The sequence below is a fragment of the Plantibacter sp. lyk4-40-MEA-4 genome, assembly GCF_030209415.1.
Lineage (GTDB): Bacteria > Actinomycetota > Actinomycetes > Actinomycetales > Microbacteriaceae > Plantibacter > Plantibacter flavus_A.
In genome coordinates, this window is sequence record NZ_JARVSA010000005.1 from 260,995 (window position 1) to 282,130 (window position 21,136).

Annotated in this window: 16 protein-coding genes; 6 read left to right on the forward strand and 10 right to left on the reverse strand. The window is 64.9% G+C overall.

All coding sequences use genetic code 11. From position 1 onward, the window contains the following. Positions 1-44 precede the first annotated feature (44 nt). The 6 genes from QRN44_RS11155 (at position 45) to QRN44_RS11180 (ending at position 5,770) form a co-directional block, all read left to right on the forward strand. Positions 45-773, forward strand: a complete 729-nt coding sequence (locus QRN44_RS11155; RefSeq protein ID WP_285039154.1) for a hypothetical protein — start codon at positions 45-47, stop codon at positions 771-773. Beyond that, entirely contained in the window at positions 770-1,264 is a 495-nt protein-coding gene (locus QRN44_RS11160; protein WP_285039155.1) for a GIY-YIG nuclease family protein, read from the forward strand. The genes QRN44_RS11155 and QRN44_RS11160 overlap by 4 nt, the downstream gene beginning before the upstream one ends. A 640-nt stretch (positions 1,265-1,904) precedes the next feature. Next, entirely contained in the window at positions 1,905-2,696 is a 792-nt protein-coding gene (locus tag QRN44_RS11165; RefSeq protein ID WP_285039156.1) for a DUF4238 domain-containing protein, read from the forward strand. A gap of 256 nt (positions 2,697-2,952) precedes the next feature. Then, complete coding sequence (locus tag QRN44_RS11170) at positions 2,953-3,873, forward strand: nucleotidyltransferase family protein (protein ID WP_285039157.1); 921 nt, start codon at positions 2,953-2,955, stop codon at positions 3,871-3,873. After that, on the forward strand, positions 3,860-5,422 hold the full coding sequence (locus QRN44_RS11175) for a DUF262 domain-containing protein (RefSeq protein WP_285039158.1): 1,563 nt from the start codon (positions 3,860-3,862) through the stop codon (positions 5,420-5,422). The genes QRN44_RS11170 and QRN44_RS11175 overlap by 14 nt, the downstream gene beginning before the upstream one ends. Before the next feature lie 117 nt (positions 5,423-5,539). After that, positions 5,540-5,770: a hypothetical protein gene (locus QRN44_RS11180; protein ID WP_285039159.1), complete on the forward strand. Its 231-nt coding sequence runs from the start codon at positions 5,540-5,542 to the stop codon at positions 5,768-5,770. 32 nt (positions 5,771-5,802) lie between these two features. On the opposite strand, the gene QRN44_RS11185 is transcribed toward QRN44_RS11180, so the two are convergent. From QRN44_RS11185 to QRN44_RS11230, 10 genes are all read right to left on the reverse strand, one after another. Next, complete coding sequence (locus QRN44_RS11185) at positions 5,803-8,583, reverse strand: hypothetical protein (protein WP_285039160.1); 2,781 nt, start codon at positions 8,581-8,583, stop codon at positions 5,803-5,805. Positions 8,584-8,968: 385 nt separating this feature from the next. Beyond that, complete coding sequence (locus QRN44_RS11190) at positions 8,969-9,796, reverse strand: DUF4131 domain-containing protein (RefSeq protein WP_285039161.1); 828 nt, start codon at positions 9,794-9,796, stop codon at positions 8,969-8,971. A gap of 47 nt (positions 9,797-9,843) precedes the next feature. Further along, on the reverse strand, positions 9,844-10,545 hold the full coding sequence (locus tag QRN44_RS11195) for a ComEA family DNA-binding protein (protein ID WP_285039162.1): 702 nt from the start codon (positions 10,543-10,545) through the stop codon (positions 9,844-9,846). A gap of 162 nt (positions 10,546-10,707) precedes the next feature. Continuing rightward, the gene (locus QRN44_RS11200) at positions 10,708-11,127 is read right to left on the reverse strand and encodes a hypothetical protein (RefSeq protein ID WP_285039163.1); all 420 of its coding nucleotides are present in this window, start codon (positions 11,125-11,127) and stop codon (positions 10,708-10,710) included. Between the two features lie 152 nt (positions 11,128-11,279). Next, positions 11,280-13,841, reverse strand: a complete 2,562-nt coding sequence (gene leuS / locus QRN44_RS11205; protein WP_285039164.1) for a leucine--tRNA ligase — start codon at positions 13,839-13,841, stop codon at positions 11,280-11,282. A 116-nt stretch (positions 13,842-13,957) separates the two neighbouring features. Continuing rightward, entirely contained in the window at positions 13,958-15,310 is a 1,353-nt protein-coding gene (locus QRN44_RS11210; protein ID WP_285039165.1) for an anthranilate synthase component I family protein, read from the reverse strand. Next, positions 15,310-16,980 carry a thiol reductant ABC exporter subunit CydC gene (cydC, locus tag QRN44_RS11215; protein ID WP_121290976.1) on the reverse strand — a complete coding sequence of 557 codons (1,671 nt, stop codon included), beginning with the start codon at positions 16,978-16,980 and terminating at the stop codon, positions 15,310-15,312. Before cydC ends, QRN44_RS11210 begins: the two co-directional genes overlap by 1 nt. Further along, positions 16,973-18,679, reverse strand: a complete 1,707-nt coding sequence (gene cydD, locus QRN44_RS11220; protein WP_285039166.1) for a thiol reductant ABC exporter subunit CydD — start codon at positions 18,677-18,679, stop codon at positions 16,973-16,975. Before cydD ends, cydC begins: the two co-directional genes overlap by 8 nt. Before the next feature lie 9 nt (positions 18,680-18,688). Next, the gene (cydB, locus tag QRN44_RS11225; protein WP_064295578.1) at positions 18,689-19,693 is read right to left on the reverse strand and encodes a cytochrome d ubiquinol oxidase subunit II; all 1,005 of its coding nucleotides are present in this window, start codon (positions 19,691-19,693) and stop codon (positions 18,689-18,691) included. A gap of 9 nt (positions 19,694-19,702) precedes the next feature. Then, on the reverse strand, positions 19,703-21,124 hold the full coding sequence (locus QRN44_RS11230) for a cytochrome ubiquinol oxidase subunit I (protein WP_079003899.1): 1,422 nt from the start codon (positions 21,122-21,124) through the stop codon (positions 19,703-19,705). Positions 21,125-21,136 lie beyond the last annotated feature (12 nt).

A 21,136-nucleotide genomic window follows, 5' to 3' on the forward strand; every position in this document is an offset into this window, starting at 1 on the left:
CAAGCCGCAGCGACCCGCCACGCGCCCTCGAATATCGTGGCGCTATGCCAGAACACAAGCAGGTCATCGCGCCCAGCTCCCCCGCCGCGATTCGGCTCGCTCAGCTGGCGGGCTTCAACGCCGATCTCGGATTGGCGCGCACCTCGCTAACCATCGCCTCCCACTACGCCGAGTCGCAGGACCCGACGGAACTAAGTCTCGTGCGCACCCTCGTGGTCGAAGCCACCGTGGCGTACGGGCGCTGCTTTACGAAGTCCTACGTTCGCCCCATCCTCTCCACGATCATCACGGTGCCGTCGGAATACACAGCCGAGCACCAGAACCTCCTGAGACTGCGTCATGGCACCGTTGCCCATTCGGAAAGCAACCTCACACCGACGTACTCGGTCGCAGTCCTTGAGCGCGACGAGGTCACCGGCAATGTGCACGCCGCCCAAGCCCTTGCCATGACGGTACACTTCTCGTTCTCCGGAGAGGCGATTCAGCTCTTCATCGATCTTGTGCGTGTGGTCAAGGAGATGCTGCTCGTCGAAATCGAGAACGCAAAAGCCGAGCTGATCGACGAGCTCAATGCCTCGGCAGACCTCAATGCACTGTGGGATGAGGGGGTCCTCCCGCAGATGGAGCCGATCTCGCTCGACGAGTGGGATGTGCACACCCGGCGTCCCGAGTACCCGGAATCCGGGGTAATACCTATCGTGGTCAACCCGGCCAGAACGTTCCTGATGCCGTCAACGGGCGACCTCTATAACCGAAAGGGCGACGAAGCATGACGGTCTACGAAGACGTCATCGCTGCGGTGGAGCAGACAGAAACATGGACGCCGTGGTCCAGGTTCTCAGATGTCGCGACAGAGGCACCAACAACGCCCGGCGTCTACATGTTCCGGTCCGAAGGCAAGATCATCTACGTCGGCGTGGCCGGCCCGCGCGACGGCAACGGCACGAAGGACCCAAAAGGACTCTTCGGTCGTTCCACCATCTATCGCGGGGGCCGGGTCAGCGGCTTCGGGCAGGCGCTGTTCGACGCTGCGCTGGCGGACCGAGAATTCCTCCAAGGCCGACTCGCGGAACTTGACTCAGGTCAGCCAAGACGGGCCGTCGACTGGGTCAGGACTGCGTACGAACACTATGACCCCGACGTTCGTTGGGCGGTGCTCAACACCAAGGATCACACTCTTCGGATCGTGGAACAGATCGTCGGGATGCTCCGTGAGTACGACCTGTTGAACCGTGAGGCCGTCAGATACCGAGCGACCAGGTAGCCCAGCTTGCACCTAATCGATGTGCGGCATCGCGAGCTCCCGCGCGCGCCAAGCACCCGCTGGTCAGCCGCACGGATACCCGTTCGGCATCGAGGGTGCCAGACGAACATGATCGACGTCGTCGCAGAAGTAGGCGAGCATACTCTCGTGGTGCGCCAATGCCTGACCCATCTCTGAACTCCTGACCCATCTCTGAACTAGTGAGTAGAAGTCTCGTTTGACAGATGAGTAAGAGATACTTGAAGACAGCTTCGTTTACCAACCGACAACGTCGCAGGCACGCAACTGTCTCAAGATCTGTCACACCCACCTGAGATAGTTCCGGAGAAGATTGAGGAGTCAGGTGGGTAACTTCGAGTGACCTCGAAGCGCGCTTTCTGTCGCCTACTGTCGTGGTCTAGTCCAGTGTCCAGCCGCCCAGACCTGGTCGCCCCCACCTCACCCGCGCCAGAGGAGCAACGGCGTCGATGATCGGTGCTCCCGCAGTGCATCATGATCGTTCAACGCAACTTCTCGTCGTCGGTCCAGGATGGGAGGAATCGCTTCCGACAGCAGCCATCGACGGGGTCGAAACTAACCAAACCGCCCCGAGTCGTCCAACATCAGACTGCACTAATCAATCTCGGCCTACTCTGGCGTTATGACGAACACTCCTGGCGACGTTTCTGGGAACGGCAGCGGCCCCATGCACGTACCCTCCATCTCAAAAACGAGACGCGCACACATGGTCACCAAGGGGTACATCTCCGCCTGGGCGAACGCAAAGAGTGTCGTCGACGTCCTTGACGTGCAAGATGGACGGGGGTATCCGAGCTCAATCGAGAACGCCTCGGTCGTGAGCTACGTCTACGACTCCGCGGTGATGGCCTACGACCTCGAGAATGAGTACGCAGGCATCGAGAGCGAAGGAGCCTCGGCGCTCGCAAAACTCCGTGCTGGCGAGAATGTGACACGCTCCGACATGGAGGCGGTCATCACGTTCCTCGACATGCACCTTCATCGCGGAAACTATGCCGATCGAGCCAACGTTCGTGTTCCCGCAGTGCTGATGATGAAGGACGGGAGCATCGAAAAATCAGTACTGAGACTCGGAGATATGTTGCTCCTCGCGCAGCAACACCCCGAAACGCTACGACTGACATCCCTCGAGCTCGCAGACTGGTCATGGCAGATCTACCCGATCGACGGCTTGTACACCGGTGACGGAGCTGCCTTGTTGTGGCGCCCGACCGCGGATCATGAGCCGACATCGATCACCTTTCCACTCTCCCCAACACAACTTCTTGTCATCGGCGAGGACCTTCCTGAGAACATCGATATGAACAGATTCCTCGTGCGGAACTGCCGTCGCTGGATCGTCGGTCAACGTGGTTCGCTCCCTCTCGACCTAATCGCGGAGATTGCAGCCAAGCGGGCTGCTGATTCGCAGTAACGGTCGGCGCCGTCCCATATCCTTCCAAGCGGCGTTGGCGATCGTCAGCACCGGAGAGAGAACTGCCGTCGCCCCCCCCTCCCCCGGCCACCTGCACGATCACGACACGTCGGCATCTCTGCGCGAGAGGCGGGCATCGCATAGATCGCCGGGTGGTACAGCCGTATCCCTGCTCGGCACATTGCCGAACGCCGACCGATGACCAAATCTCAAATCGATTGACCCCCGCGCGCCCAGGATGGACCATGATGGACCAATGAGCGAACTAGCCACATCCGATGCGGCGATCGGTGAAGTAGAGTCAGCGCCTGCACCTGAAGAGCCCCATACCAAGCTCTCTGTCGCCGACATGTGTGTTGAGCTCGGTGAGCTGACTGGCGAAGATGTGGCGGCGAAACGCCAGAGCTACGAGAGCCTTGCCGTCCGATCTCACATGGAGATCGGGTTTTCCCCATTCTTCGACAAACTGAGCGATCTCCGCGAATCCCTGTCGAGGGCAACCGTGGCTGGGAAGATTCGGGGCATCGAATCCTGGGCGGACGGAACGGACGAACTCAAACACGTCTACAAGTCGTGGGAATCCTTCGTCGACAAGCTTTATCGCATCAACATCGAAGACAACAGGCACCGGGGCGAGCCGCCGTACGAGCTCACCACTCGTGAGCGAGCGGCGAAGGCCAAGGAGACGCAGCAATCGGAGTGGGTGACGGTAGCAAATGCCCACGCTTACGTGGATGACATAGTGCGCACCAAGTTCGTGGTGCCATTCGCGGATGCAGTTACCGAAATCAGCGATCGACTCAAAGGCACTGCGAACGAACTTCAATTACCCAACTACCGGCGATATCACGCGAAGGATTCCGGCTACCACGCCCACCACGTCTACGTGTTGATGCCAATCCCAGCGGCGGACGGCTCAGAGGCCGAAGTCACCCTAGAGATCAAAGTCCTGACCAAGCTCCAGGACACACTTGCGGAACTGACGCACCTGTTATACGAACTCAAGCGCACCAACCGACTCACACCTCAGAAAAAGAGAAAGCTCGCCTGGATGTTCGACGACCCCGACTTTATCGCATCCTATGTGGGCCACACGGCACACTACGTTGAGGCTTCACTCGTAAACTTGAAAACTGAGCTCGATAAATTGGACGGAAAACCCAGTGCAGAATCCTGAACCACGCGCCCAGTACCTGAACACAGTTCTTCGACTTATTGATCGAACATCGTTGCGAATTCCTCGTTTTCAACGCGATTTTGTGTGGGGAGAGAGTAACGTTGTCGAACTGCTGGGGAGCATCAAGAAGGGGTATCCGATCGGCAGCGTCCTAACTTGGCGCGTCGAATCGAAAGACGACTACTTCTCGGGATACCGCGAGGATGCGTTCCCAAGTGCTGACGAGAGCCTGACCTCATTCGAGGTCATTCTGGACGGCGCTCAGCGGCTGTCAAGTCTCTACGGCTGTTTGAGAAACCCGTCCGCGAATACGGTCTACGACATGCACTACGACCTCCGCGGGGAGACGTTTGGCCACTCGTCTTCGGTCCGCCGGATCGAACCGTGGTTCGTCCCGATAGCATCCCTGTTCGATAGTCGTAGCTTCCTGCAAATTCAGGCAACCGTCGTAGCCTTGGAAGACGGGGAAGAGCTTCTTGCGCGAGTTCTGGACTTGTACACGACTTTCCAGGAGTACCAGATCCCAATCATCGCGCTGTCAAACACGACGCTCGAAGACGTCGTCGAGGTTTTTCGACGGGTAAACAGCAGCGGAACGGCACTCTCGACGGTCGATTTTGTGCGGGCTCTCACATGGCAATCTAACTTCGACCTCGAGGAAACTTTCGCATCGTTCGCTGCGCGCTATCAGGGCAGCGCGCTCGAGGACGTGACAGACGAGTTCCTTATCCGCTGCCTCGCGATCTCCGCGGGCCTCTCCCTCGATTCAAGAGACGTTCTGCAACTCGAGAGACGCTCGCGGAATGCCGGTGGCCTGAGCAGCGAAGTGTCCGCGATGCAAGACGCCTTAGACAAAGTCGAGAGCTTTATTCGCGACTTCGGAATGCGACAGCTATCTGACGTGCCCTACGAAGTGCAGAGACTCCTCCTATTCACTGTTTTCTTCTATTCGCCCAATTTCGATCGTCGAGAACTTGAGATATGGCTTTGGGAATCCACGTTCGCCGAGGAATATCAGAGCAAGCCGGATTCATATATCACTCGGCTTGTAAAGATGATCACTGGGGGCGCCGTATCTCAAGCCTTGGCTGTTCGAAAACCAATCGATGAAGCGGTCTTTTCGACAAAGCTACGCCGCGGCGGTTCTGCGATCACGCTCGGCTTCGATCTACTCATGCGGAAACCCGAGATACGCTCTCTCCTTTCTGGCACACCGATTGGAAACAGCCCAAGCCACTCGACTCTTTATTCAAAGGAGGAGCTTGAGTCCGCCGGCCTCGAGAGTAGCCGCTCGTCAAACAGGCTGGCTAATATAATCGTTCTGTCTGCAGAAGACGCCGGCACTTGGGCAGAACTTCGCGCAACGAAGTCGGTGAGCGAGATTCATGCCGAGTGTCTGCTTTCGGATGAAGCCGCTGCGCTAACTTGGGAGATGCAGGGGCTAATAGCTCCTCTCGACCGAGATCCAGCATCCGTGCTGAGGTCACGATCCGAGGCCCTTCTCGATCGAGCTCTCAAGAGGGGCAGGTTCGAGATCGGCTCGCGTTGAGGGCATTTAGCGAGGCGACTAAGGGGCGCCTCATCCGTCATCGTAGCGCCCTGATATCCGGCAAAACGCCTATGATTCACACCCGATACCAGCATTGCGATTGGACGAAATAGAACTATGATCAAGTTCACGGATTTCCTCCCGGTTCCAGAACCCGGCGTCACTAAGGTGAAGTTCAATATGCGCGCTGGGGACGGCGGTGGCGAAGCCTGGGATCTCCTCATGGACGATCACGAAGAGTGGCTAAACATGAGCCGCTACCGCTTGAAGCAGACTAACAATAATATGGGCAATTCTCGGTATCTGCTCTCGTTCGCCCAGTATTATCCGTATGGTCTCAGCGACTAACTTCACTTCTGCTGAGACTGCCTGACTCAGATCTAATTGCTAGGATCTTGGCCGGCCGCAGAAGCGTCTGGACGGGGACGGGACTCGACGATTCGAACATCCCGATACGGCTGGAAGCTCATGAGCTGAGCTAGCACATCCTCCGCCTGGCCGTCGGATGTGCTCGACAGCTGCTCGGAGCCAGTCCCCCATACCTCGGTCAGGACGGTCTCGCGATGCCATGAACCGTCATCGGGTATCCGTTCCACAAGGGCGCCCTCGACCGTGTCTTCATCTGCCTTCAAGTGATGCACTACCGCGCTGAGTGAGGAATCGAAGAGCTCTCTATCCCGCGCAAGAGTGATTAGCGTGCGTCGCGCAGGCAGGTCCCAGTTGATGGGTAGACCTGCTTGGCGAAGTCGAGCAGTATCCTCCCGGATGAGGCTGCGCATGTGCATGACGTGCGCCCGAACTTCGTCAACAGCGATGATAGTTGTTGGTTGCATGCGACTCATTGATGACAGTGAATCCGAGAAGGATGATTCGACTTCTTCCATCAGCGCGGACATGGTGACAATGTCGCTCTTGGCGAAACGGTAGTGGGTGCTGCCAAGGCGTTCTCCCGGGCGAAGTGCTCCTACGGCGCGCAGCTGTAGCTCCACCCAGGGGCCTCTGGAGAGTTCCACAGACGGCTCAATGGTGGAGTATCTCGCCTCACCGCCCGAGATATGGAAGTCGAGAACAGAATCACTGAACTCCGCGGTGAGGATGGAAAAGGCCTCCGTGTGCCCGGTCACGGCAGCTTCGATGGGCGACATCCCCAATCTCAGAGCCTCCGTGAGCGCCACTCTCAGGCGCCGCTCTTCGTTGACGTCGATGGCGCTATCGGGCAAGTGTTTTGCGATGAGTTCCCGAAGGAGAGCGTAGCGCCGGGAGCGCAGCGGCGGCCCAGGTAACGACACGACGGACTCGACGATCAGCTCCTTGTCCAAGAAGTTGCGTCTGAGATTGGTGAGGGCTCGCGTAGCCTGGTCGCGTTCATGGACAGTCGTGAAGCTCATCGCCGCGGCGAAAGGTCGGTCATCCGCTTTACCTGAGATGGCGATGGCGACCAGCTGATCATGAGTGTCTTTGCGGGCCAGTTCCGAGAACTGTGATTGTGGTCGGGCGGCCCCGATCCCGATGAATCCGTGTTCGAACTGGGGTGCTGCCGGACGCAAGACAGTCTCAAACGCCGCTGTGGCGACTTGCGGCTGTGGGTATCTGTGAAAGGAGTCCCTGATTCGGCCAAGCACGGCCGCATATGCAAGCTGCGTCGGAAGGCTGAGCGCCGCGATTGCGAAGTCTTGATTGGCCGCGGTGGCGATGAGCGACTGCGCCTGCAACTCTTCGAATGCGCTTGCTCGAATGGCCGGACTTGAGATCACGGTCGCGGCATGGCCAGCTAGGAAGTGCACGGCAGTGAAGCCGACCCCGTCCTCGCTCCGTTCCTCGAGCTCGATCAGCGCAAAGACTACGGCCAGCGCCTCTCTAGAGAGATGCGCGATCGCCCGGATCGTCGGTTCGGTGTCGGCGTCTAAACACGCAGGGTTCGCACAGATGGTGCCCATCAAGGAGATCAACCAGTAGGGGATGTGGTCAAGCGTCAGCTGGAACGGTCCTGCGGTGGCGATGTGCCGGGAGACGATCTCTCGACACTGTTCCTCTCCGACGGGGTTGGCCCAAATCCACGATCGTCGCCGATCGTGGAACCAAGGAGTTTCCGGATCGGCCAGGAACACTCCTGCCGAGACGAAGTCTTGGCGTATCGCCGCCCACTGCACGCTCGAGCACTCGAGGAGCGCGCAGATGCAGTCGTCCGACGGCCGTTCCCGCAAAGCTGACAGCACCATCGCATGTTCCCTCGCCTCACGATCTAACGATTCCCAGAGCGACAGAGCGAGGCTGTCGAGACGCCCATCGACCGAGAGGCCTTCGAGGTCGTCGCCTCGATTGAGGAGGTCGATGGCATCTCGCACATCGAACGGCACTCGGCTCGAAACGATGTCGATCTGCGTCCAGTGCCTTGGCGCTATCTCTGCGGCATGCAGCCACTCTTGAAGCGCATGCGGTCGAATGGCGTGCAGCCTATGCTCCCGGGCGCCTCGGGCAATGAGTCTCCGGATGAGGTTCTGCTCCTCCTGGAGATCGCTGTTCACGGCCACAACTACGGCAATACCGCTGTCACGCAGTCGCTCAGGTAGGTCGGCGAGCAAGGCCCAATCAGGCGTGGAGAGCCGCTCAGCTTGGTCTAGGTAGAGCGTCAGAGGCCGTCCGATGAGTTCTGCGGTTTCGGAGCCTAGCGCTAGTAAGGACGAGAGGAGGTCCGGATCTGCAGTTGTGCGAAGACGTTGGAGGAGTGATCGATCTTCGGCAGTGAGCATCTCTTGCGCAAACGCGATCGTTGCCGCACCGACCTGATCCCCCAGTCTCGACTTCGCGAGCGCTAACAGTTCGTCGACCACAACCTTCCCGACGGCACCTACCCCCGCGTCTAGAAGGCGGTGTCCGACTGCTCGCAGCTGACGGAGCAGGTGAGCCGCATCGGCCCGATTCTCATTCAGATGGGCAATCCAAATATCCGCCAGCCCTGCAAGGAGCGCGCGTTGTAGTGAGCCCGAAGCCGACTCGAGCCTGACGGGCCCGGATGACGCGCGGTCGACTGACGCAAGTTGGGCGGCTGCAGTGATGACCAATGACTTGCCCATGCCTGACGTTCCGGTGACGAGGTGCAACCCGCCTAACACTTCTGCGACGTCAGAAATGACATCGTCTCTTCCGTACGCCAGCTTCATGTTCCCAGTGTGGCCGAGGTGAGATCTCTTTTCGGCGCTGCGGGCCAGGAAGGATCGCTGGTTCCTGCAGCAGCGCGGCGCAAGGGGACCCGGATCTCCGCCACGGTAGGAGCCCGATCACGAGGACACCGCCATAGCCATGCCGGAGCCGACCCCTTGATCGCGAAGCCTCTAGCTTCAACCCCTCTGTAAGTTGCCCCCGATATATTCAGTTATCAGAGCTATCGGACCGCTCCACTCGGTCGGTTTCGCTTCAGACGCCATGAGCTGGATCTGGGCATGGCCTCGACGCATGTCCGGACCGCTGTTCGAGGGGAGAATCCGAACGGTGTAGAAGTTGCGCTGCGTGCTGACCCAAGCGCCGCACTGCCGAGCTACTTGTGATCTACCAAATCGATCCTGACCCATCTCCACCGTGAACAGTGTCACCGGACACGGCCGTCAGATGCGAGAGGGAGCTGCGCTGCATCGACTCCGTGACCGCGTCGCTCACCTGGCTCACATCGCCGATCGCGAGGCCGGGCAGCAGCTCCCCGCCCGGACCGGGCAAGGTGGACGCGAGTCCGACGAGGCCGGAACGGAGCGACGCCGACCAGTCGAGGATCGCCGGCGGCTCCCCCAGCAGCTCGGGCTCCTCCGGTGCGAACAGCAGCGCTGCCCGCGCATCACCCGGTGCATTCCATCGGAGCGAGCCGTCGACGCGCCAGCGCTCGCCGATCCTCGGCGCCCGGTCCGCCGGCACCGGCGCGAAGACGAGGACCGGGACCGAGAGTCCCTCCAGGCCTCCCACGTCGTCCGAGACCGTCACGAGGTCGGCTGCGAACCGAACCGTGGGTGCAGCCGTGACCGACCCGGTAGGAACCGCGTCACCGGTCACGACGACCTCGGCATCCACGGGAGCGTTCCCGAGTGCCTGCAGCGCCTCCGGCTGCCGATCAGGCGCGCGTGCGGCGATCGACGCGGCGACCATGCCGAACAGCGCCGCGGCGCACGCGCAGAGCAAGAGTGTCGTGATGACGACAGGCCCTGTCCGGCGCTCCCCCGGGCGATACTCCGCACGGCGACGCCGGACGACCGTGCTGCACCCGAGGCAGGCGGAGGCGACGACGAACGCGACCAGCACCGCACCCCAGGCCAGCGTCGGAGCCGCGCTGCAGGCGGCCGCACCGACCCAGGTGACCGCCGCCGGGATGAGCAGGCGTGGGAACCGCATCGCGCGCTCACCTCGCCCGGATATCGGTCCGGTGTCCGCGTCTGTGGTCACACCGTCGCCGCCGCGCGAAGCCCCTCGAGGGTCTTCGCGCCGATGCCTTCGACCGTGCTCAGGTCGTCAAGGCTGGCGAACGGTCCGTTCGCCTCCCGCCAGGCGACGATGCGTGCAGCCAGGGCCTCCCCGATCCGCGGGAGTGCGGTGAGTTCGGCCGCGGACGCCGTGTTCACGTTGACGAGCTGCGAGCCGGACGGGCTCCCGGCAGCCGACCCGCTCGCGCCTCCGCCAGGTGGCACCTCGCCGACCACGGGGACATAGAGCTGCTCGCCGTCGTTCACGAACCGTGCGAGGTTCACGGCACTGGTGTCCGCTTCCGGCAGGAGGCCGCCGGCGGACGCCACCGCATCGAACGCACGTGACCCGTCCGGCAGCCGATAGACACCAGGGGCCGCGACCGCTCCGAGTACATGGATGAACAGCTCCCCCGCCGCTGAGCCGGCGGGCGCGGTCGATCCCGGTGTGGCGGCGGGCACGGCGCTCGCGTCAGCCGACAGCTCCACCCCACCGATCGTCCTGACCGCCCCACCTGAGGTGAACAGTGAGACGAGAATGGCGACGACGAGGGCCGCGATCACCAGCACGACGACCGCGCCGGCACGGAACTCCGGGCGCGGTAGCTCACTGAGCAAACGGCGCGTCGACGAACGCCTGGACGGCACCGGGTGGGACGTGGGTTCCGGTTCGATGGTCATCCTCGAACGCTAGGAGCCCGGGCGCCCCGCACCACACGCTCGCCGTCGCCATGGGCACCGACCGCACCGCGACGACCCCTGTGGAGCGCGTTCACCTGGGATGCAGAATGCAGTCAGCTCACCGAGCGCCTCGGTGTTGACCGGTCGTCTTCCGACCGGAAGTCAGGCCACTCTGGCTGGCTCAGCCCGCTCTCGCGTCGAAGACTGCCCGAACCAGATCCACAGCGGGCGAGCGGTCACGACGATGAGCACCGCGAACAGGCTCTGATTGATGACGCCGAACCACGAGAGTCCGCCGAGTAGAACGAAGACGGTCCAGTTCACGGCGATGTCGGCGACGATCACCGCGATGCCGAGCACGATGCCGGAGCGCCGTCGAAGGATGATCAGCACCGCGGTGATGGGGTCCAAGACCGTGAGTGTCACCCAGAACAGCCGGACGCCGGGCGGGAAGCCGCCATAGACGTCCAACCCTCCGAGGATCAGATCCGCAGTGTGCGTGGTCGTTCCGATCAGGAAGCCGATCACCCACAGGATCTGGAACACGCGGAGCGCTCGTACTGATGGGGAGAGAGCGGTCACCCGGTCATGCTATCGAGGAAGCACAGGCAAGCGGTCGGGACGCGATCCGAGAACACCCTGCCGTCGGATGGGACACGGGGTCCGACTCGATGGTCGTCCCCGAGCGCTCCGAGCGTGTTCGGGACGGGCCACAGGGCCCGCCCCGAACCGCATCAACCCTTCGTGGCGATGCTCACCACACGCGGGGCACGCACCACGACGTTGACTATCTCGCGGTCACCCACGGAACGCTGCACGGCCGCGCTCGCGCGTGCGAGCTGCTCGAGCTCGTCACCGGAGATCTTCGGCGACACCTCGAGCCGGTCGCGGACCTTGCCGTCGACCTGGACCACCGCGGTCACCTGGTCCTCGACCAGCAGCGACCGGTCGGCCTTCCGCCACGGCACCAGCGAGACGGACGGCTGGTAGCCGAGCTTGGCCCACATGTCCTCGGCGGTGAACGGTGCGAAGAGGTCGAGCGCCATGGCCGTGACCTCGGCGGACTCTCGCACGGCGGGGTCGCCCGCGCCGGGCCCGGCGTCGATCGCCTTCCGCGTCGCGTTGACGAGCTCCATGAGCCGTGCCACGACGACGTTGAACTTGCCCGCCTCGATGAGCCCTGGAGCCTCCGCGAGGAAGTGATGCGTGACCTTCCGCAGCTTCTCGTCGCCGTCCTTCCAGGCGACGTCGGGTGAGCTGGTGACGTCGTGCGCGACCCGCCAGGCGCGAGCCAGGAACTTGGCCGAACCGGCCGGCGAGACGTCCGCCCAGTCGATGTCGTCCTCCGGAGGACCGGCGAACGCCATCGTGACGCGCAGGGCGTCGGCGCCGTACGACCGCAGCTCCTGGGCGAACTCCACCAGGTTGCCCTTGCTCTTGCTCATCTTCGAACCGTCGAGGATGACCATGCCCTGATTGAGGAGCGCGCTGAAGGGCTCGGTGAAGCCGACCTTGCCGAGGTCGAACAGGACCTTCGTGATGAACCGCGAGTAGAGCAGGTGCAGGATCGCGTGCTCGACACCACCGACGTACTGGTCGACCGGGGCCCACTTGTCGGCCTCCTTCGGGTCGAACGCGATCTCGTCGGAGGTCGGGTTCAGGAACCGGAGGAAGTACCACGAGCTGTCGACGAAGGTGTCCATCGTGTCGGAGTCGCGCTTCGCAGGCTTCCCGCACGACGGGCAGTCCACGTTGATCCAATCCTCTGCCGCCGCGAGCGGGCTCATGCCCTTCGGACGCAGGTCGAGACCCGCGGCGTCCGGCAGCCGCACGGGGAGCTGGTCCTCGGGGACCGGCACCTCGCCACAGGCATCGCAGTGGATGATCGGGATCGGCGTGCCCCAGTAGCGCTGTCGCGAGATGAGCCAGTCGCGGAGGCGGTAGTTCTTCGTCTTCGCGCCGAGGCCGCTCGATGCGAGCGCAGCTGTGACCTTCGGGATCGCGTTCGCCTTGCTCAGGCCGTCGAACGGGCCGGAGTTCGTCAGGCGACCGTCGCCCGTCAGCGCGACACCCGTCTTGGCGGGATCGATCGACGGGAGGTCCTCCGGCAGCTCACCGTCGACGATGATCGGGATGGCACCGGTGACGGGCTGGGTGGTGTCCACCACGACGCGCACGGGCAGGTCGAACGCCCGCGCGAAGTCGAGGTCGCGCTGGTCGTGCGCGGGAACCGCCATGATCGCCCCGTGACCGTAGTCGGCCAGGACGTAGTCGGCCGCCCAGATCGGCAAGCGCTCGCCACTCAGCGGGTTGATCGCGTAGCGCTCGAGGAACACGCCGGTCTTCTGGCGGTCGGTCGCGAGCCGAGCGATCTCGCTCTCACCCTTGACGCTGTCGAGGTAGGCCTGGAAGCGCCCCTTGACCTCGTCGGAGGTGTCGGCGACGAGCTCGGCTGCGAGCTCCGAGTCGGGCGCCACGACCATGAACGTCACGCCGTACAGCGTGTCGGGGCGGGTCGTGTACACGGAGACCGGCTCTGAACGACCCTCGATGGAGAACGAGACGTCCGCACCGTTGGATCGACCGATCCAGTTCCGCTGCATGCTGAGGACCTTGGCCGGCCAGGTGCCCTCGAGCTGGTTGAGGTCGTCGATCAGGCGGTCCGCGTAGTCGGTGATGCGGAAGTACCACTGGGTGAGCTTCTTCTTCGTCACCTCGGCGCCGCAGCGCTCGCAGTGTCCGTCGACGACCTGCTCGTTCGCGAGCACGGTCTGGTCGTTCGGGCACCAGTTGACGGGGCTCGCCTTGCGGTACGCGAGGCCCTTCTCGAACAGCTGGAGGAACAGCCACTGGTTCCACCGGTAGTACTCGGGATCGCTCGTGTGGAGCTCGCGGTCCCAGTCGAACGAGGGGCCGTACTGACGGAAGCTGGCCTTCTGCTGCGCGATGTTCGCGTAGGTCCACTCGCGCGGGTCGACACCGCGCTGGATGGCCGCGTTCTCGGCGGGGAGACCGAACGAGTCCCAGCCGATCGGGTGCAGGACGTTGAAGCCCTGGTGACGCCAGTACCGCGCGACGATGTCGCCGAAACCGAACGCCTCGGCGTGACCCATGTGCAGGTCGCCCGAGGGGTAGGGGAACATGTCGAGCACGTACTTGCGCGGACGTTTGTCGGCGGGATCGCCCGCTGCGAAGGGCTTCAGCTCGTCCCAGACGGGAAGCCACTTCTCCTGGATCGCCTGGAAGTCGTACCGCTCGCCGTCTCGGCGGTCGTCGGTGTTGCGCTCGTCTGACACGTCACTCTCAATCACTGCAGGTGCTGGGGGTGGAATCCCGTGGGTTGCTCGCACGGCGCTCGGCCGCAGGATGGACGGGCTGGAGCGCACGACGGCGCTCCGTCCAACGGTCAAGCCTACCGGGATTCGACAGGCGGACGTCCGACGCCGAGTGCCGCCAGCGGGGCCGCCGCCTTGGTCCACGTCTCCTCGAGCTCCTCCCGGGCGTCGGACAGCGCCGTGATCCCACCACCCGTGCCGATCGACGCACCCTGCGGATCGATCACGATCGAGCGGATGACCATGGCGAGGTCCATCGATCCGTCCGCGGACAGCAGGCCGAAGGCACCGGCGTACACCCCGCGCGGTCCCGCTTCGAGGTCGTACAGCAGCTCCATCGCCCGTCGTTTCGGGGCCCCGGTCATCGATCCGGCCGGGAACGCGACCTCGACGACGTCGAGTGCGTCCAGCCCTGCGCGCAACCGTCCCTCGACGGTGCTGACGAGTTGGTGCACCTGCGGGTAACTCTCGACGTGGTGGATCGCCGTCACCGCCACGGAACCCAGCTCGCAGACCCGGGAGAGGTCGTTCCGCATCAGATCGACGATCATGAGGTTCTCCGCGCGCTCTTTGGGACTCGCCAGCAGATCGGCGCGCTGACGGGCGTCGTCCTCGGGATCGGCACCTCTCGGCCGGGTCCCCTTGATCGGCTTCGTCCTGACGCGGCCGTCGGCCGAGACCTCGAGGAACTGCTCCGGCGACGCGCTCGCGAGACTGATCGGACCGAACCGGACGAAGCCGCCGTGGTGCGTGGGGCTCGTCCTGCGTAGCCGCAGATAGGTCGCGAGCGGGTCGTGGACGCCGTCGATGCGCAGGAGGTTCGTCAAGCACAACTGGTAGGCGTCACCACGGGTGATGTGTTCCTGGCACCGCTCGACGAGCCGCACGTATGCGGCGTCGCTGTGGCGGGGCGCGCAGACCCCGCCGGCAGCCTCGGCCACGGGAGGAGGCTCGGCCGTCGTGCTGAGCCGCTCGACGGTCGTCGCGATCCAGTCGCGATCGTCCGACGAGATCGTCACCGTGCGCGCCGCATGGTCGAACCGCACCTGGTCGTCGAGGCGCAGGAAGAGCGCATCCGGGGTGGCGGCCGCGTGTGCAGGAACCCCGACGAGCCCTGCCCCCGACTCGTAGCCGAACCACCCGACCCAATCGCCCGGGTCGGCGTCCGCACGCACGGTACGGAGGGCGTCGAGGATCGTCGTCCGGTCGACCGAGGCGGACACCTGGCTGACGCGCTCCACCGTGCCGAGCCGGACGTCCGCGACGAGGCGTTCGGTCCCGCGTCCGATGAGACTGACGCCGGTCCGGGCGCCCTGGCCAGAATCCAACCAGGCCGCCCAGGGCTCGTCAGCGAACACGCGTCGGTAGACGTCCTCCGGCTCGGACCAGGCCGGGAGGACGACCTGCCGGCGTGCTCCGGTGGATCGCATCAGCCGACGGCCGCGATCGGCGGCGCGACGATCCGGAGGCGACCGGTCACGAGGTCGTCGGGAACCGGCGTGTGCGAGATCACGATGACCGCACGGCCCTCGGAACCCGCGACACCGAGCAGGTCTTCGAGCAGAGCGCTCGCACGCTCGGGATCGACGTTGGCGGTCGGCTCGTCGAGCACGAGCACGGGGAACTCGCGGAGGAGCGCACGGGCGAGGGCGATGCGCTGCGCCTGCCCCCCGGAGACGAGCGCGCCGTGCTCCCCCACCGGGCGGTCGAGTCCGCCACGCTCGGCGAGCCAGGACGAGAGCCCGACCCGCTCGAGTACGGCCTCGAGCTCCGCGTCGTCGGCCGTGTCCCTCGCGAAGAGGAGGTTCTGGCGGATGTCTGCGTCGAAGAGGAACGGACGCTGCTCGACGAGCCCGATCGACTCGCGCAGCGTGTCCGGACGGAGGTCGCGTGCCTCGACGCCGCCGACGCGGTACCCACCCTCGTACTCGAGGAAGCGGACGAGGGTGTGCGCCAGGGTGGTCTTCCCGGCTCCGCTGTCGCCTTCGACGAGCAGTCGGTCGCCGGCCGACAGTCGGAAGCTGATCGGTGCGAGCGCCGCCGCCGCACTCCCGGGCCACCGTGCGCTGAGGTTCTCTGCCTCGAGCATGACGCCGTCGAAGGTCGGCGTGAGGATGCTGCCGGAGTCCTCGTCCGGGATCTCGCGTGGGCGCTCGCTCGGGACAGCGTCCGCCACCCGCTCAGCACTCGCGACCGCTTCCCGCCAGGCCCCGAACGCGAGCGGCACCATCGCGCAGACCTCGAACACGGCGAGCGGGACGAGGACGATCACGGTGAGCGCCGGGCCGCCGATCGTTCCCAGTGCAGGCATGCCTGCCCAGAGCGCCGCGACGACGGACGCCCCGGAAGCCAGGGAGAGGACGGCGCCGGCCACCCCGGCGCCCGCGGCCCGCCGCACCGTCGCGCGCGTGAGTGCCGCGTCGGCATGTTCGATCCGTGCCCGCGCGCCATCGACCGCACCGTAGGCGGTCAGCACGTCGAGACCGGTCACGAGCTCGAGCAGGGCTTCCGACAGCGCACCGCGCAGCGGCGCGAGTTCGCGTTCGGCGCGCGCCGCCACCCGACTCACGAGCAACCACGAGACGAGGAACGCCGCGACGAGGCAGACCGCGAGCGCGATCCCGGCGGCCGGGAGCAGCGCGGTCGTGAGGATGACGGAGGCTCCGGCGACGACACCGGACACCACCAGTGGTTGGACGACCCGCAACGGCACGTTCTGCAGCTCGTCCACATCGGTCACCAGGCGGGTGAGGAGGTCGCCCCGCCCGGTGAGCTGCAGTCCGTCGGGAGCCACCGGGATGACGCGTTCGATGATGCCGGCGCGCAGCTGCGCCAATTGACGGAATGCAGCATCGTGGCTGAGCAGGCGTTCGAGGTACCGGAAGGACGCCCGGGCCAGCGCGAACGCGCGCACCCCGACGACGGCGACACCCAGCTCGACGATCGAGGGCTGCTCGGCGGCCTTCGTGATGAGGAACGCGCTCGAAGCGAGGAGGGCGACGGCGGCCCCCGCGGAGAGGATGCCGGCCAGGAGTCCAGGGACGAAGCGGCGAGCCGGTGGCTGCGCCAGTCGGACGATCTGTCGGACGCGCTCATCCATGGAGCATCACCTCGTCGTCCTGGACGCGTTCCGACCGCACGCGGATCTCGAGCACGGCATCCGCGTGTTCGACGATCGACGGTCGGTGGGTGATGACGATGACGGCCGCCCCGGCCCGAGCGGCGTCGCGCGCGGCATCGATGACGAACGCCTCGGACGCGGCGTCGAGCGCCGAACTCGGTTCGTCGAGCAGCAGCACCGGCGTTCCGGCATCCGCCGGGGTGCGCCGCAGTCGATAGAGGGCCCTCGCGATCGCGATCCGCTGCGCCTGCCCACCGCTCACGCCGTCGCCGACCGCGCCGATGGGGTGTCCGAGCGGCAGCGCGGACAGCCCGAGTGCCGACAACGCCTCGACGATGAGCGCCTCGTCGGGTGCGTCATCGCCCAGCGCGACGTTGCTCCCGACCGTCCCCGCGATGAGGAGCGGACGCTGCGGCGCCCACGACAGCCAGCGCTTTCCACCAGGCTTGGGCGGCACGCGTCCGCCGTCGTGCAGGATCGATCCGGTGGCGTCCACGAATCCGAGGATCGCCGACGCCATGCTCGTCTTCCCGGCTCCGCTGGCGCCGACGACAGCCGTCAACACGCCGGCCGTGAACGTCGCGTCGAGGCCGTCCAGCACCCGCAGCTCGTCGTACTGCACGCCGAGACCGTCGAGTACCAGGCCAGACGTCCGGCGAGCGGAGTCGCCGGCCGTTGCAGAATCGCCGACCTGATCAGGAGCCGACGGCGATTCGCGCACGGCCTTCGCCTCGTCGAGGATCTCGAAGACCTCGTCGGCGGCGGTGACGCCCTCCGCGGCCGCGTGGTAGTTCGCACCGACGTTCCGCAGTGGCAGGAAGGCCTCCGGGGCCAGGATCAGCACGAAGAGCCCGGTTCCGAGCAGGAGCGAGCCGTCGAGGAGCCGCAGGCCGATGCCGACCGCGACCACGGCGACCGCGAGACTCGACAGCAGCTCGAGGGCGAAGCCGCTCACGAACGAGAACCGCAGGACCTTCATGGTCTCGACGCGGTACTCCTCGGTGACGGTTCGGATCCGCTGCACCTGCCGGTGCTGCCGTCCGAACAGCTTGAGGGTCGCCATGCCCGCGACGAGCTCCAGGAACCCGCGCGACAGGTGGGCCAGGGTCTCCCACTGGCGCCGCTGCACCGCCTGGGTCGCGAATCCGATGAGGATCATGAAGACGGGGATGAGCGGGAGCGTCACGATCACCGTGATGCCGCTGAGCGGGTCCTGGATGAAGATCACCGCCGCGATGATCGGCATGGCGATCGCCGTGAGGATGAGCTGCGGGACATAGCGACCGAAGTACGCGTCCAGGGCGTCGAGCCCGCGGCCCGCCACGGTCGTCAGAGCGGCGGAGTTCCGACGCGAGACCCAACCCGGCCCGAGCGTCTCGAACGCGCCCGCGAGGGCCCGCCGCAACTGACTGCGGACGATCGCGGAGCCACGGGCGTTCACCGAGTCGGATGCCAGGACGGTCCCGGCACGCACCACCACGATGCCGATCAGCAGCCAGAGCGACGGCAGGAGCTCCTCGACCGGATCCCCCGCGATCGACCGGGACACGAGCTGGGCGACGAACCAGGCGAACCCGAGCGTGCAGGCGGTCTGGACGAGCGCGATGACCGCGCCGAGTCCGAGGACCGACCGGGCTCCGCGGGCATAGCGGAGCAGTCGCGGATCGAGGGGGCGCACGATGACAGGTTAGTGCGCGGCGGCTTCGATGTGCTTCCGCGTGATGCGCTTGCGGAACACCCAGTACGTCCATCCCTGGTAGGCGAGGATCAGCGGCAGGAAGATCAGGGCGGTCCACGACATCACCGTGAGGGTGTACTCGGTCGAGGAGGCGTTCGCGATCGTCAGGCTGTTCGCCGGGTCGTTGCTCGCCGGCATCACCGCTGGGAAGAGCGCGGTGAACAGGGTGAGCACGGCCGCCGCGACGGTCACGGCCATGAGCGCGAACGCACGGCCCTCCAGCCCTCGGCTGTTCGCGAACCAGGCGCTGATGAGCGAGACCGCGGCGATGGCGGCGAGGATCAGCACCGGGAGCGAGAAGTGCGCGAGGACGGTCCAGCCGAGGAACGACGCCGCGAGGAGGATCGCGACGAGCCCGGCACGGCTCGCGAGGCGGCGGGCGCGCTCGCGGATGTCGCCCTCGGTCTTCAGCGAGGCGAACACGGCTCCGTGGGCGAAGAAGAGCACGAGCGTCGTGAGACCGCCGAGGATGCCGTACGGGTTGAGCAGGGTGAAGAGCGTGCCCGTGAAGTTGTGGTCGGCGTCGAGCGGCACGCCCTGGACGATGTTCGCGAAGGCGACGCCCCAGAGGAAGGCGGGCAGAGCCGAGCCGACGATGATCATGAGGTCGAAGCGCCGTTTCCAGGAGGCTTCCGGCCGCTGGTGCCGGTACTCGAACGACACCCCTCTGATGATGAGCGCGAGCAGGATGAACAGCAGCGGGAGGTAGAAGCCGCTGAACAGGGTCGCGTACCACTCGGGGAACGCGGCGAAGAGGCTCGCGCCGGCGACGATCAACCAGGTCTCGTTGAGATCCCAGACCGGCCCGATCGTGTTGATGAGCATCCGGCGGTCGGTCTCGTCCTTCCCGAGGAAGGGGATGGTCATGCCGACGCCGAAGTCGAAGCCGTCGAGGACGAAGTAGCCGACGAACAGTGCGGCGATGATCCAGAACCAGAGAATCGTGAGGTCCATGATGCGCTCCTAGTAGACCGTGGTCGCGGGGGCGGCGGGCTTCTGCACGCCGTCCTCGTCGGGTTCGGACAGCTCGATCGGGTCGGGCCCGGCCTTGATCGTCTTCTTCAGGAGGCCGAACTCGACGACCAGCAGCGATCCGTAGACGACGGTGAAGGCGATCAACGAGATCAGGACGTCGAGGCCGGTGGTGTTCGGCGAGACCGCGTCCTCCGTCTTCAACAGGCTGAAGACGATCCACGGCTGGCGGCCCATCTCGGTGAAGACCCAACCCATGGTCATGGCGAGGAACGGCATCGGGACGGCCCAGACCGCGACGCGCCACATCCAGCGCTTCGGCTCGCGGCCCTTGCGGGTGAACCAGAGACCGGCGGCCGCGACGAGCATCGAGGCGAGGCCGAGGCCGATCATCCAGCGGAACGCCCAGTAGGTGACCCAGATGACGGGCGAGTAGTCGCCCGGACCGTAGAGCTGGGTGTACTGCGCCTGCAGGTCGTTGATGCCCTCCACCGTGCCGTCGAAGGTGTGGGTCGAGAGGAACGACAGGAGGTACGGGATGCGGATCGAGAAGAGCTCGTGGACGCCGTCGGGTGTGCCGAGGGTGAAGATCGAGAACGAGGCGTCGGCACCGCTCGCCGTGTTGTACATCGCCTCCGCAGCCGCCATCTTCATCGGCTGGGTCTCGACCATGGCGAGGCTGAGCTGGTCGCCGGCGAGCATGGTGGCACCGCCCGCGAGGAGCATGCTCCACGCACCGACCTTGAGCGCCGGGCGCATCGCCTCGACGTGCTGGCCCCGGGCGAGGTGCCAGGCCGCAGCGGTGATGATGACGGCTGCGGAGACCATGAAGCACGCGAAGATCGTGTGCGGGAAGGCGGCCAGGGCGACCTTGTTGGTCAGCAGCTCCCAGATGTTCGTGAGCTCGGCGCGGCCGCGCTCCTCGTTGATCCGGAAGGCGACCGGGTTCTGCATGAAGGCGTTCGCCGCGATGATGAAGTAGGCCGACAGCACGGTGCCGAGCGCCACGATCCAGATGGTGGCGAGGTGGAGCTTCGGTGACAGCTTGTCCCAGCCGAAGATCCAGAGTCCGATGAACGTCGCCTCGAGGAAGAACGCGAGCAAGCCCTCGAGTGCGAGCGGGGCGCCGAAGACGTCGCCGACGAACCTGGAGTAGGTGGACCAGTTCATGCCGAACTGGAACTCCTGGACGATGCCCGTCACGACGCCCATCGCGAAGTTGATGAGGAAGATCTTCCCGAAGAATCGGGTGAGTTGCAGGTAGTGCAGCTTGCCGGTCCGGACCCAGGCGGTCTGGAACCCGGCGACCGTCACCGCCATGCCGATCGTGAGCGGCACGAAGATGAAGTGGTAGACGGTGGTGAGGCCGAACTGCCATCGGGACAGCAGTAGCGGGTCGAGAAGGTCGTTCACGATGAACACTCC

Coding starts and splice junctions, on each gene's coding strand:
- QRN44_RS11155 (WP_285039154.1), top strand. CDS start 45: ATGCCAGAACACAAGCAGGTCATCGCGCCCAGCTCCCCCGCCGCGATT.
- QRN44_RS11160 (WP_285039155.1), top strand. CDS start 770: ATGACGGTCTACGAAGACGTCATCGCTGCGGTGGAGCAGACAGAAACA.
- QRN44_RS11165 (WP_285039156.1), top strand. CDS start 1,905: ATGACGAACACTCCTGGCGACGTTTCTGGGAACGGCAGCGGCCCCATG.
- QRN44_RS11170 (WP_285039157.1), top strand. CDS start 2,953: ATGAGCGAACTAGCCACATCCGATGCGGCGATCGGTGAAGTAGAGTCA.
- QRN44_RS11180 (WP_285039159.1), top strand. CDS start 5,540: ATGATCAAGTTCACGGATTTCCTCCCGGTTCCAGAACCCGGCGTCACT.
- QRN44_RS11185 (WP_285039160.1), bottom strand. CDS start 8,583: ATGAAGCTGGCGTACGGAAGAGACGATGTCATTTCTGACGTCGCAGAA.
- QRN44_RS11190 (WP_285039161.1), bottom strand. CDS start 9,796: ATGCGGTTCCCACGCCTGCTCATCCCGGCGGCGGTCACCTGGGTCGGT.
- QRN44_RS11195 (WP_285039162.1), bottom strand. CDS start 10,545: ATGACCATCGAACCGGAACCCACGTCCCACCCGGTGCCGTCCAGGCGT.
- QRN44_RS11210 (WP_285039165.1), bottom strand. CDS start 15,310: ATGCGATCCACCGGAGCACGCCGGCAGGTCGTCCTCCCGGCCTGGTCC.
- cydC (WP_121290976.1), bottom strand. CDS start 16,980: ATGGATGAGCGCGTCCGACAGATCGTCCGACTGGCGCAGCCACCGGCT.
- cydB (WP_064295578.1), bottom strand. CDS start 19,693: ATGGACCTCACGATTCTCTGGTTCTGGATCATCGCCGCACTGTTCGTC.